We start from the raw sequence: 14,585 nt of genomic DNA, 5'->3' as shown, positions 1-14,585 counted from the left end.
AAAGCCTAGCGGCTAAAGAATTAGTGCATTTTATTTATGAGCAAGCTAAAAACAATGTACCCATAGAATTAATACTTGATGAGCTGAAATTAGCTTCTTAGAAAAATTTTCAAGTTATTTATAGGACAAATATAGTGTGAAACACTGTAACTATATTCCTGTCAAGGAATTTGAATCTACAATTGGTATTTCAACTTCTTAAATTAAAGAAGTTAAGATATTAAAAAGGATCCTAAGCTGGAGGGAGAAGTTAAGACATCACTTTTAAACTATAAGGAGTCTAATGAGGAAGTGTCAGAAGTTTATATGAGTACTCCAGATAAAAAGATGATAACGGCAACTAATGCACACTTACCAGAGGGGTATGATCCTACAGAGAGAATATGGTATAAAAATGCAGTACAGGCGGATGGAAAAGTTGTAGTATCGGAACCTTATGAAGATAGTGGTAAAATGGGATGCCATACTATAACTTATTCTAAAGCAGTTAAAGACAGGGATTCACAGTTAATAGGGGTAATAGGACTAGATGTGGATATAAATTTATTGACTAATGAGATTTCTAAAACAAAAATAGGTGAAAAAGGTTATGCTATGTTTGTAGATAAAAGTGGTAAAATAGTATCTCATAAAGATAGCAAGCTTGTGGGTAAGAGTAAAGAACAACTTCCTTGGCTTAATGACATATTGAAGGAAAACAACTCCAGTTTTTATAAAGATATAGATGGAAATGAGAATTTCATATATAAATTTACCAATGATAAAAGCAAAAACACTATAATTTGTATATTGCCAAAATCCGAAATTACTGCAGAATTAAAAGAGATAATATTTATTGCATTAGGGGTAACCATATTAAGCATAATTGTTGCGGTAATTCTTGTATCATTATTTTCAAAAAAAATATACAAGCCTATAAAGGTAGTTGAGGCATACTTAGATGAAGTAGGGAATGGTAATTTAGCTATAGATATAAAGGAACATAGTTCCATAAGAGAATTACATAGTATAAATGTATATGCTAATAAAATGAAGGACAATATAGTAGATATAGTTAAGAATATACAAGATGGTTATGAAGAAATGAATAAATCTTTAGAAGTTTTAGCGATTTCTATGAAAGAGTCTAGTGCAGTAGGAGAAGAAATCTCTTCAGCAGTTCAGGAAATAGCAACTGGGGCAACACACCAATCTTCAAAATTAGAAGAAAGTGTAGGGTTAATCACACAGTTAGAAAGTGAAATCAACAACTCTGTAGCTAATGAACAAAATATGATAATGGCACTTCAAGGTGTTGGAAATGCTACACAGAAGGGCATGGAGGTTGTTGGGGATTTAAAAGAAGTATTTAATGATAATACTAAAGCTAATGAGGAACTGGCAGAAGAAATTAAAGAGTTGGGAGAAAAATCTAAACAAATAAAAAGTATAACAGAAACTATAAAATCTATAACAGAACAAACAAATCTCCTTGCGCTTAATGCATCTATTGAAGCAGCTAGGGCAGGAGAAGCCGGCAGAGGATTTGCAGTAGTGGCAGAGGAAGTTAGGAAGCTTGCTGAGCAGTCTTCAAATGAAGCATCTAATATTGAAAAAGTTATAAATGAAGTTTATAAGAGTATGGAAATTGTAATGGATAAAATAAATAGCACTCTAGATATAAATAATAAAACAGGAGAAAATGTAGAGGCTACTTCAGTTACTTTTAGGGATATTATGAGTGAAATAGAAGTACTTCAAGAAGCTATAATGGCAGTGGATAACTCTTTGGGTGTAATATCAGAGCATAAGGAAAAAGTTGTGCAAAATATACAGGATATATCTGCTCTATCAGAGGAAACAGCAGCCACCACAGAAGAGGTAAGTGCGTCTACTGAGGAACAGGCTTCAGGACTTCAACAAATAGAAGTAGTGGTGGAAGAACTAGAAAATCTATCTAAGAAACTTCAAGGGGCTGTGGAGAGATTTAGGGTTTAGTTGACAATTGACAGTTGACAGTTGACAGTTGACAATTGACAGTTGACAATTGACAAGTAAGTAAGAATTAAAAATTAAGGATTAAGAATTAAAAATTAAGAATTAAGAATTAAAAATTAAGAATTAAGAATTAAAAATTAAAAATTAAGGATTAAGAATTAAGAATTAAGAATTAAGAATTAAGAATTAAGAATTAAAAATTAAGAATTAAGAATTAAGAATTAAGAATTAAAAATTAAGGATTAAGAATTAAGAATTAAGGATTAAGAATTAAGAATTAAGAATTAAGAATTAAGAATTAAAAATTAAAAATTAAAAATTAAGAATTAAAAGTTAATGTTTGGTGATTTGGAAATAATGGAATAGAATAAGAAAAAACTAAAAGGTTGTTGATAAAATAAATTATCAACGGCCTTTTAATTTTAGTTTTTGTTTTTTTACAGAAAGTACGTTTATTTCATTGAAGTTTTTCCATTTGTATTCAAATACTAATTGTTAGCTTCATATTCAACACCTTAAATAGGCTGCTATAAGGTGAGTTATGAATTAGTTATGGAATCTTTATTGATATTCAAAACTTTTGCTGTGTTACTTAAGGCTATTGGGCAAAACTATCCCTCAATAGTTAGTTTTGATTTTTGTTCAATATGAGCTTCTCCTGCCTTGAATAGCGCTATTTTTGTAAGTAGAGGTCCTACAAGCTCATAAATAACTGTGGCAGATAGTATTATAGTTCTTATGGCTGCTCCAAATTCTGGCACAGCAGTTTCTGCTACCATGGCTAGTCCTATAGCTACACCGGCCTGTGGAATTAAGGTAAGACCTAAATATTTTTGAACCACAGCAGGGGATTTGGCAAGTTTAGCACCTAGGTATGCGCCTAAAACCTTACCTATAACCCTAAATATTATATATGCAGCACCTAATAATCCTACATGTTTGAGTATGCTTAAATTAAGTTCTATTCCTGCTATGGTAAAAAAGGCAACAAAAACAGGTGGAGTAAATTTATCTACAATAGATAAAACTCTGGTACTATTAGGAGCGATATTACTTACAGTAGCACCTATAGCCATACAGGTTAAAAGTGGTGATATGTTCAATTTTATAGCTAGTCCAACAGTTATAAAGACCGTTGCTAAGCTTATAGTAAGAAGTTGATCTTCTCCCTCAGAATATTTAGAAATAAATGACAAAGCAAATCCAATAGCGATGCCTATTATAAAAGCTAAAAATATTTCTTTAATAGGTAATAAAAGTGTTTTAATATTAAAGGTTTGTGAGGCATCCATTAAGGATTTGGCTATGGTCATAGAAATTCCAAAGGCCATGATACCCACAGCATCGTCTATAGCCACAACTGGAAGTAATGTATTAACTAGAGGCCCTTTAGCCCTATATTGTTTTATGACCATTATGGTAGCTGCAGGAGCTGTAGCAGCAGCTATGGCGCCGAGCATTATACTAAATGGTACCGGTTGTTTTAAAATTACAATCATAACAAAATCAACAATTAACACGGCAGTTAAAGACTCAAAGAGGGTTATTATTATAATTCCATTACCTAATTGTTTTAAATTATCAAAATTAAAAGAGCTTCCGATACTATAAGCAATAAAACCTAAAGCTGCCTCGGAAATTACAGATAGTTTGGCAGCTGCAGTAGAAGGAACTAGATTTAAAATAGAAGGGCCTATTATGAGTCCAGCTATAAGATAACCAGTTACCTTAGGAAGTTTAAAGTAGGATATAACTTTTCCCATTATTAACCCTGAGATAAGTATAATTCCCACATAATATAAAGAGTGCATTTGGTATCATCCTTTCTAAACTATTACAAATTATAAGCAAAGACCTTCTACATAATTTACAGGCAAAGTGAATACTATACCTACTCCAGGTTTTTTTAAATCACCCACTACATTTTTAATAGCTGAAATAGCTGTAGTTACCTGCTCATCTTTTAAAACAGTAAAAATAGTTTTGTTAAAAGGTCTCTTTTCATTTAAAAGCATTTTTAAAGAACCAAACATAGGCAAGTCTTCTCCACAAGAAGTAAGAATTCTAGCCATGCCTGTGCTGTCAATTATGGTTGCTCCTCTTATACCAGAGTTATTTAATTCTTTTATTATATCCTCTAAATAGTTAGTTTTATTTAGAACCATTATTAATACTTGCATAAAAAATCCCCTTTCATAAAATTTTTTAATTTTTTTAAAATAATGACTATTATATATATATAGTATAACATTAATTTTGCTATTTTTAAAAAAATATGAATATATTAGGGTTAATAATAAAATTTATAAAGGCAATATTGGTAACTCAACTTTCGCATATAGATTTTAAGTTCTACACTATACAAGGTAAGAAGTAAGAAGTAAGAAGTAAGAGTGAAAAGATTAGGTACTAGGTACTGGGTGCTAGGTACTAGGGAATGAGGATTTTCCTCCACTGCGTTACGGAAAATCTTTAATTAAATAAATGTATTAGTAAAATAAGTTATAATTATTTAAATAAATGGAGTAGTTATAGATTTTCTTTTTAGGGGCTTAAAAAATTTTTTATTGGCGGCAGTCAGCGAAAATATAGAAATATTAATTAATGTTGAAATTTCTATGGAATTTCTTAAATTTATATTTTTTTAAAACTCCATCAGGAGTTTTATCATCCTAGCACCTAGAACCTAGCACCTAGAATCTAGAACCTATAAAGCGACTAATTAACCATTAATTACCTGCAATTTTTATATTTTTATTTTATAACTGTGAAAGTTGAATTGGTAATTAATGAAGGATTGTTTTTAAAGGAATATTGGATAATTAGATTGCAAAAAAGTAATACTAAATATAGTGCTGTATATGATATTTGCTAATATACAGTATGGAAATTAAAGCTATTTATTTGATTTTTAGAGAGGAAGTGAATTTTTATGAAAGTAACTAATGCTCAAGAGTTGATGGACAAAATAGCAGAAGTAAAAAAAGCTCAAAGGGAATTTGCAACCTATAGTCAAGAACAGGTAGATGAGATATTCAGAAAGGCGTCTATAGCAGCAAACAACAATAGACTTGACCTTGCAAAAATGGCAGTAGAAGAAACAGGTATGGGCATTGTAGAGGATAAGGTAATTAAAAATCACTTTGCTTCAGAATACATGTATAATAAGTATAAATATGAAAAAACCTGTGGAGTTATAGAAAAAGACGAGGCTTTTGGTATATGCAAAATTGCTGAGCCTATAGGTGTAATTGCAGCGGTGGTTCCTACAACAAACCCTACATCCACAGCAATATTCAAGGCATTAATAGCTCTAAAGACAAGAAATGGTATAATTTTTTCACCACATCCAAGAGCAAAAAATTGTACCATAGAGGCAGCTAAAATTATACTTCAGGCAGCAGTTGAAGCTGGAGCACCAGAGGGAATAATAGGGTGGATTGATGAACCATCCATTGAACTTTCACAGGTAGTCATGAGGGAAGCGGATATGATTTTGGCCACTGGCGGTCCTGGAATGGTGAAGGCAGCCTATTCATCAGGTAAACCAGCTATTGGTGTTGGTTCAGGTAACACACCTGTAATTATTGATGAAACTGCAGACATAAAAATGGCAGTAAACTCAATACTTCTTTCAAAGACCTTTGACAATGGGGTTATTTGTGCATCTGAACAATCAGTAATAGCACTTAGCTCAGTATATGATCAAGTGAGAAAAGAGTTTTTGGAAAGAGGCGCATATATACTTAAGGGAGAGGAATTAGACAAAGTAAGAAATGTGATCTTGGTAAATGGAAACTTAAACCCAAACATAGTTGGGCAGCCAGCACATAAAATAGCTGAGCTGGCAGGAGTAAATGTACCAGAAAATGCAAAGGTTCTTATAGGAGAAGTAGAATCAGTGGAGCTAGAAGAGCCCTTTTCACATGAAAAATTGTCGCCTGTACTTGGAATGTATAAGGCTGAAAACTTTGATGAGGCTCTAAATAAGGCAGAAAGACTTGTGGAGCTAGGAGGATTTGGTCACACTTCATCACTTTATATAGACACTAACAGAGGAAAAGAAAAAATTGAAAAATTCAGCCACATAATGAAAACTGGTAGAACTATAATAAATATGCCTTCATCACAGGGAGCCATAGGAGACATATATAACTTTAAGTTAGCACCATCCTTAACTCTAGGTTGTGGTTCTTGGGGTGGAAACTCTGTATCAGAAAACGTTGGTCCTAAACATTTATTAAACATAAAGAACGTGGCTGAAAGGAGAGAAAACATGCTTTGGTTTAGAGTGCCAGAAAAAGTTTACTTTAAATATGGAAGCCTTGCAATTGCGCTAAAAGAATTAAAGGATTTAAATAAGAAAAAGGCCTTTATAGTAACAGATAGGGTTTTATTTGAATTGGGATATGCAGATAAAATTACAGAGGTATTAAATGAAATAGATGTTAGCTATAAAATATTTACAGATGTACAGCCAGATCCAACATTAGAGGCAGCCATAAAGGGTGCAGAAGAAATGAAAGCTTACAAGCCAGATACCATAATAGCTCTTGGCGGCGGATCAGCTATGGATGCTGCTAAAATCATGTGGGTATTATATGAACATCCAGATGTTAAATTTGGAGACTTAGCCATGAGATTTATGGATATAAGAAAGAGAGTTTACGCGTTCCCTACCATGGGTGAAAAAGCAATGCTTGTATGTATTGCTACATCAGCTGGAACTGGTTCAGAGGTTACTCCATTTGCGGTTATAACAGACGAGAAAACAGGAATTAAATACCCTCTTGCAGACTACGAATTGACACCAGATATGGCTATAGTGGATGCAGAACTTATGATGAATATGCCAAAGGGATTGACTTCAGCCTCTGGTATAGATGCCTTAACCCACGCTATAGAAGCTTATGTATCAATTATGGCATCAGATTTCACTAACGGTATGGCACTGGAGGCTATAAAATTAATATTTGAATACTTGCCAGTGGCTTACAATGAAGGAACAACTAATGTGGAAGCAAGGGAAAAAATGGCTCATGCATCAACTATTGCAGGTATTGCCTTTGCCAATGCATTCCTAGGTACTTGTCACTCTATGGCCCATAAACTAGGCTCAGCGCATCATATACCACACGGAATTGCTAATGCACTACTAATAAATGAAGTTATAAAATTTAATGCAGTTGACAATCCAAGAAAACAAGCTGCTTTCCCTCAATATAAATATCCAAATGTGAAGGAAAGATATGCAAAAATTGCTGATTATCTAGGATTAGGAGGAAAAACAGCAGATGAAAAGGTAACATTGCTAACAAAGGCTATAGATGAGTTAAAAGCTAAAATAAATATACCAATGTCCATAAAGGAAGCAGGAGTTTCAGAAGAAGATTTCTTTGCTACTTTAGATGTCATGTCAGAACAGGCCTTTGATGACCAATGTACCGGAGCTAATCCAAGATACCCTCTAATAGAGGAAATAAAACAAATGTATATAAATGCTTTTGGTAAATAAGAAATAAAAATAAGAACTAAAAATAAAAATAAGAAATAAAAATAAAAATAAGAACTAAAAATAAAAATAAGAAATAAAAATATAAATAAGGAATAAAAGTATAAATAAAAGTAAAAAACACTATGAAGATTTGGTAAGTTTTACAATCTTCATAGTGTTTTTTTATTATTCAAATAAATTAAGAGTTTTGTTAAATAAATCCTTGTTTTCTGAAATTTTATTTTCATTTCCAATGACGCAGATGTAATTTTCATTAGCTAGCTTTTGGAAAAGGTCTTTTAAGCTCTTTAAGTTTTCTACATTACAGCCTAATATTTCATTTCTTTCCTTTTGAATAGTATCCTGAGAAATTCCTCTTATATAGTTAACAGCTGCGGCATCTCCCATCATAGATGGTGTCAATGGAGAATCCACTTCGCTCATGGTGCCTATGATGTACTTAGTCATTTCTCGTTCATCCACATCTAGAGCTTCAACATATTTATAAATATCATTATAGGCATTTAGAGTTTCCTTTAAGTTAGGGTCTCTATAAGATGTACAGAATAGGTTACCATTCATTTCAAAGTGAGAGAAGCATCCGTAAGCGCCACCTTGAACACGTACCTTATTCCATAGGTAATCAAAGCTTATTATAGTTTTCAAAACCTTAAGAACTCCAGTATAGTCATAGCCAAGCTTTCTGAAGTTATAGCCTTTTGCTACATATTGAACCTTTGCAGAGGTCATGAAACCTTCATTTTCTGCCTTGAAATTAAAATTAGGTTTGCAGCAAGCAACCTTGCTGTCATTTAAATCATTATATAGACTGCAGAAAGTTTCCTTAAATTTAGTGTAGTCTTTTTCGTCGCTAGTAAAGCTAACTATAAGGTTTTCCTTGTTAAATACCATGCCATATATTTTTTCTAAGTTAGATTTAAGTTCATTCCATTTACTTTCAAAATTCTTTTCAAGATCACATATAAACTTATAAAAATCTATGCCGTTTATCATCTCATTGTATTTAGTTGAAGGAGAGAAGTAGGAGCATACACGTTTTGCAGCTACCATGTGACCTCTATCAAACATAGACATTTCAAGTCTTGATTTTATCTTTTGAATCATTTCTTTTATTTTTTTATCTTCATCAAATTCAGTATTTGATATTATTTCTCCTAAAAGCTCCATAAGTCTAGGAAGTTTATCTATTAAAACTTTAGCTCTAACATTAAATTTAGGATAGAAAGTATCAGCGTCGTCAAATTTGCTGTAACATGCAGCACTAAAGCTCATTCCACCTGTGTTTATATCAATTTCGTTTGTTAAATCTTCATAGTTATAATTTTTTGTACTTATATTAGTTAAAAGAGCAGATAAAAGTGATGCATAAGGGATTAAATCCTCAGAAACTTCACCCATATCAAAGTACATAGTTAGATATCCTATACCACTGGTGAAAATAGGGTGATGAAGTATTTTAACACCACACTCTTCTTTTTCTACTAAAGGAAGTACATCAGATTCTTTTCTTATATCTTCTAAGGATAAAAGAGGTATAACCTTTAAAGCCTCAGGAGAATCAGGAGTAATTTGTCTTTCCATAAGCTTTTTAGTGTCTTCTATTATTTGGTTTAGTTCTTCTTCACTTAAGCTTTCCTTATATTTTTTAAGCTCTTCTCTTATTTTTGCATCTTTCTTTTCTGTAAGTCCCTTTTCAGGTTTTACTATAAGAATAGAGCTGTGAGTATTGCCTAAAAGATATTTTTCTATTAATTTTTCAAAATAATTTGTAGTAAGAGCAGTTTTTATCTTTTTAAGTGTATCCTCAAATTCTAAGTGCATAAATGGGCTTTCCTCATATAGCCAGCTGTCCATGCATTGAATGCCGTATGCAAGGCCCTTAGGTAAACTTTGATAGTTAGCTTCTCTAAGGTCAAATTCCTTTCTATTTATACAAGCTTCAATTAACTTTTTATCTAAGCCTTTAGATACTAAATCTTTAAGAGTATTTATAACTATGTTTTTAAAATCTTCTTTCTTATGCTCATTGGAATTTTTAACTACTATACTAAATAAAGGTTGAAGAATACTTCTGTCATAGAAGCCATAAACATCTTTGCCAAGATTTGCTTCTATAAGAGCTTTTTTAAGTGGAGAAGACTCACTTTCAAGAAGAATAGTTTCTAAAATATCTAGAGCTAGGTATTCTTCAGGGTCTGTAGAACTTCCCATTACAAAGTTATAGCTTAGGAAAGTTTTATCCTCATCGCTTTCATTTGGAGATATAGGATAATTAACCACTTGCTCAACAGTAGTATTAAATGGCTTTTGTGCAGGAATTTTTGAATCTATTTCCAATTTATCAAAATCCTTTAGGTAATTGTCATTTATAAATTTAAGTTTTTCCTCTATGTCCATATTTCCATAAAGATAAATATAGCTGTTTGAAGGATGATAATATCTCTTATGGAAGTTTATGAATTCTTCATAAGAAAGCTCTGGAATATTGTCAGGGTCTCCGCCAGATTCCACACCATAAGTGGTGTTAGGGAATAAGGATTCCTGTATTTTTCTCATAAGTACAGAGTCAGGAGATGAGAAAGCTCCCTTCATTTCATTGTAAACAACACCCTTGTAGGTTAATTCGTCTTCTTTGTTTTCTAGCTCATAGTGCCAGCCTTCTTGCATGAATATTTCACGATGCTTATATATATCTGGATACAAAACTGCATCAAGATACACATCCATAAGGTTTAAAAAGTCCTTATCATTTTTACTTGCCACAGGATACATGGTTTTATCTGGGAAAGTCATGGCATTTAAAAATGTGTTTAATGATCCTTTTATAAGTTCTACAAAAGGCTCCTTTACAGGGAATTTTCTAGAACCACATAGAACGGAGTGTTCTATTATATGTGGGACTCCAGTGCTGTTTTCTGGTGGAGTTCTGAAGGAAATAGAAAATACCTTATTATCATCATCATTTTTTAAGAAAAAAAGTCTTGCACCTGTTTTTTCGTGCTGAAAAATCATTCCAGTAGAATTTATATCTTTAAGTTCTTTTGTTTCTATTAGCTTAAAGCCGCCGTATGTTTTGTTTAAGTCCATATAAATATAACCCCTTTCTATATATAATAAATTTAAAATTTACATATTTTGTTTTTTTATACGTCTAATTTATGCTTAAACTGTTATTTAGAATTTACACCTGTTGTTTTTTATAGTTGCCTTTCAGCAAATTTTGTTATGTCACTTTATTTGAAATTTGAATATATTGTTTTTTTAAGGGTGAATAATAAAAAATTCTATAATTAGTATTCCACTAATTATAAATATAATGATAATATATGATCTTATGAAAAAAATAAGCTGGTCTTTAAGAGGAATAAGTATATTATAACCTATTTCAGATATAAATTGGTATATTAATTGCCAAAAAATTCAACTATTCATAGGGTTCTAGGGTTATATGCTACGTTTTTAGAATTAATAATTAATAATTAATAATTAATAATTAAGGGGAAAACTTCTTTGGAGGTTTTTTAAAATAAAAATTAAAGGAATTCCCTGGGCATTTGAATCTTCTACATTTTAAATTAAAAACATTTATTCATCTAATGTAAAGCTTAAAATTTATATGCGTAGGTTCAGTAAATAAAAAAAGTAAGTGTAATTTCACAGATAAATAAAAAATACTTGGACTTTTTTTATTGGTAACAAAAGTTACCGAAAAAACTAGACTAAAAAGGTACAATATAGTTACAGCAGGTAGTCATCGGATAAATTTAGGTAAACAAGGTACAGAGGACAGATAATTAAAATACAAAAGAAAAAATATAAGGTGGTGAAGAGATCCGTTGTTAAAGGATTTTATATTAGAAAAACTGGGATTTAAAAAAGAAATTAGGAGGGTTAATATGGAAAATGTAACTAATATGTTTTGTTATCAATGTCAAGAAACAGCAGGCTGCAAAGGATGTACTCATAGAGGGGTATGCGGAAAAACTGCAGACGTGGCAAACTTACAGGATTTATTAATTTATAACTTAAAGGGAATAAGCATGTATGCTATAAAAGCAGAAGAAGTAGGTATGGACAATATAGCTGTAGACAGATTAATAATGGACAGCTTATTTACTACTATAACTAATGCTAATTTTGATAGAGAATTTTTTATAGAAAGAATTAAAGAAACTTTAGAAGTAAAAGAGAATTTAAGAAAGGTTTTAGAAGATAAAGGGGTAGATTTAAGTTCAGCAAAACATGATGCTGCAGTATGGACAGCAGATACTGTAGAAGAATTTGAAGCTAAGGCTAAAACTGTAGGAGTACTAGCTACAGAAAATGAAGATGTAAGATCTTTAAGAGAACTTTTAATATATGGAGTAAAAGGACTAGCTGCTTACTTACACCATGCTTATGCTCTAGGTTATGAAGATAAAAATATATATGCTTTCATAAGAAAGGCATTAGTATCCACAACAGAAGCTTTATCTGTGGATGAAATGGTTGCTATAGTTTTAGAATGTGGAAAATTTGGCGTAGATGGCATGGCTATTTTAGACAAAGCAAACACTACTACTTATGGACATCCTGAAATAACTAAGGTTAACTTAGGTGTTAGAAATAATCCAGCTATATTAATAAGCGGACATGACCTTAAAGACTTAGAAGATTTATTAGAGCAAACTAAGGGTACAGGAGTAGATGTATATACTCATGGCGAAATGCTTCCAGCTCATTACTACCCAGCATTTAAAAAATATGATAACTTTGTAGGAAACTACGGAAATGCTTGGTGGAAACAAAATGAGGAATTTGAAAAATTCAATGGACCAATACTTATGACTACAAACTGCTTAGTTCCACCAAAGGATTCATACAAGGACAGAGTATATACTACAGGAGCAGTTGGATTCTCAGGACTTAAGCATATAGAAGAAAGAAATGAGGGAAAATCAAAAGACTTTTCAATTATCATAGAACATGCTAAGAAGTGTGCTTCACCTACAGAATTGGAAAAAGGAGAAATAGTAGGAGGATTTGCTCACAATACAGTATTCTCACTAGCAGATAAGGTAGTAGAAGCAGTTAAATCTGGTGCTATTAAGAGATTCTTCGTAATGGCAGGCTGTGACGGAAGAGCTAAGTCAAGAAACTACTACACAGATTTTGCAAAAGCTCTACCAAAGGATACTGTAATATTAACAGCAGGTTGTGCTAAATACAAATACAATAAGTTAGACCTAGGAGATATTGGCGGAATCCCAAGAGTTTTAGATGCAGGACAATGTAACGATTCATACTCATTAGCATTAATAGCTTTAAAATTAAAAGAAGCATTTGAACTTAATGATGTAAATGAGCTTCCAATAAGCTACAATATAGCTTGGTATGAGCAAAAGGCAGTTATAGTTCTTCTAGCTCTATTACACTTAGGTGTTAAGAATATTCACTTAGGACCAACACTACCAGCATTCCTATCACCAAATGTTGTTAAGGTTTTAGTGGACAACTTTGGAATAGGCGGAATAACTAACGTAGAAGACGACATGAAAATGTTCATGGAATAGAGATAAAGTAAGTGCCGTAGGAAAAAGCTGCCTTTAATTCCGTGATAAAATTGAAATTTTGGACTGTGAACAGTACGCTAAGAACTTCTAAATGTTTTGAAATTTAAATCCCCTAAAGCCTTCAAACTCGCTCGTACCTCACTCAAGCAATGAAGGCTTCTTAACGGGGTTTTAAATTTCAAAACAAAGAAGTTCTAAAGCTAGTTCAATAGTCCAAAATTTCAATTTTATCACTACATTAAAGGCAGCTTTTTCAGTTACAGAATACTTGCTTCGTGGGTGGGAATACGGCCTACTAAAGGAGGATTTTCCTCCACTGCGTTACGGAAAATCTTTAATTAAATAAAAGAGATAGCAATAAAAGCTATAACTATTTCATTAAATGGAGTAGTTATAGCTTTTCTCTTTAAGAGTTTTAAAAATCTTTTATTGGCGACAGCCAGCGAAAATATAGAAATATAGAAATATTAAATATCAAATATCAAATATCAAATATCAATTAATGTTGAAATTCCTATGGAATTTCTTAAATTAGAATTTGTAGGGGAAGTAAGAATTAAGTAAGAGGTAAAAAGTAAGAAGTAAAAATTCAGCTTTGCTGATACTTTTTACTTTTCACAAATTAATTATAAAAAACTTTTTGAGTTTTATCCTTAACTCTTACTTCTTACTTTTTATCTTTTCTCCTCTACAAAATTACTATTTATTGAACTAATAGTAATCTTTACATCTCAATATATGAAAATTGTTACTTAATTACTTTACAATTCTTTGCCCATCATAACCATACTATTGTATGATTTTAAACCTCTCTTTTGATAAAATCCTTCTGTCCTATCATTTCTTGATGTAAATAAAACTATTTCTGTGATTCCTTTGTTTTTTAATTTTTTTCAAATTCAGTAAGAATTTTAGTTCCGATACCTTTATTACGCATTTCATTTTTTACACAAAACTCTTTAATATTAAACATAATGCCATTATAGAATTGTTCCTGACTTCCCAGAATCATGCCACACAGAATTTCTTGTTGATATGCTTTGATTCCATAAAAACTTTCACAATTAATCATTTGATATAATCTTTTTGATGCTGTTTCAATTGACCATTCATCATTCCAAGGTGGTGAATTAAAAGTTTCAACATACATATTTGATAGTTCATTAATATCTAACAAAGTTATTTCTTCAAATTTCATTTATTCTCCTCTAATAATATAGTTCGAGATATTTTGCTATTATAATTATTGAAAATATTATTAGTAACCATGAATTAGAGCTTACTAAGGCTACGCCTAAAAGATAATATGAGCTCTTTCTTATAAGTTAAAGATTTTCTAAATAAAATGAAGAAAATCCACATTAATTGATATTTGATATTTAATATTTATTATTTATATATTTATTGTGGACTTAAAATCAGATTTTTCCTATGCCATTACGTCACAATTTTCTTACGTGTTGTATTAAATTTTAAGTAAAAATGATATAATATTAGTATAAAACATTAGGAGTGAAAGCGTTGAAACATAAGAAAATACA

General features: G+C 31.4%; 6 protein-coding genes and 1 pseudogene. 3 read left to right on the top strand and 4 right to left on the bottom strand.

Annotation, left to right across the window (positions count from 1 at the left end):
- The first annotated feature begins 219 nt into the window (after positions 1-219).
- A complete protein-coding gene (locus tag FGK85_RS12350; RefSeq protein WP_341472486.1) occupies positions 220-1,977 on the top strand; it encodes a methyl-accepting chemotaxis protein in 1,758 nt (585 codons plus the stop codon).
- Positions 1,978-2,588: 611 nt separating this feature from the next.
- On the opposite strand, the gene FGK85_RS12345 is transcribed toward FGK85_RS12350, so the two are convergent.
- Positions 2,589-3,788, bottom strand: a complete 1,200-nt coding sequence (locus FGK85_RS12345; protein ID WP_138207078.1) for a cation:proton antiporter — start codon at positions 3,786-3,788, stop codon at positions 2,589-2,591.
- Positions 3,789-3,818: 30 nt separating this feature from the next.
- Positions 3,819-4,157, bottom strand: a complete 339-nt coding sequence (locus FGK85_RS12340; RefSeq protein ID WP_138207076.1) for a P-II family nitrogen regulator — start codon at positions 4,155-4,157, stop codon at positions 3,819-3,821.
- 752 nt (positions 4,158-4,909) lie between these two features.
- Here FGK85_RS12340 and adhE point away from each other — a divergent pair.
- A complete protein-coding gene (gene adhE, locus FGK85_RS12335; RefSeq protein ID WP_138207074.1) occupies positions 4,910-7,492 on the top strand; it encodes a bifunctional acetaldehyde-CoA/alcohol dehydrogenase in 2,583 nt (860 codons plus the stop codon).
- Between the two features lie 165 nt (positions 7,493-7,657).
- On the opposite strand, the gene FGK85_RS12330 is transcribed toward adhE, so the two are convergent.
- A complete protein-coding gene (locus tag FGK85_RS12330) occupies positions 7,658-10,585 on the bottom strand; it encodes an insulinase family protein (protein ID WP_171011419.1) in 2,928 nt (975 codons plus the stop codon).
- Between the two features lie 803 nt (positions 10,586-11,388).
- On the opposite strand from FGK85_RS12330, the gene hcp reads away from it, so the two are divergent.
- Positions 11,389-13,044, top strand: coding sequence for a hydroxylamine reductase (hcp, locus tag FGK85_RS12325; protein WP_243122876.1), 1,656 nt, complete (start codon positions 11,389-11,391; stop codon positions 13,042-13,044).
- 761 nt (positions 13,045-13,805) lie between these two features.
- On the opposite strand, the pseudogene FGK85_RS12320 reads toward hcp, so the two are convergent.
- Positions 13,806-14,242 (bottom strand): annotated as a pseudogene (locus FGK85_RS12320) (GNAT family N-acetyltransferase).
- Positions 14,243-14,585: the final 343 nt, after the last annotated feature.

Origin of the sequence: Haloimpatiens lingqiaonensis (assembly GCF_901447495.1) — a bacterium.
In the GTDB taxonomy this organism is placed as follows: domain Bacteria; phylum Bacillota; class Clostridia; order Clostridiales; family Clostridiaceae; genus Haloimpatiens; species Haloimpatiens lingqiaonensis.
The sequence above is the reverse complement of the archived record's forward strand: the minus strand, read 5'-3'. Positions and strand labels throughout refer to the sequence as shown.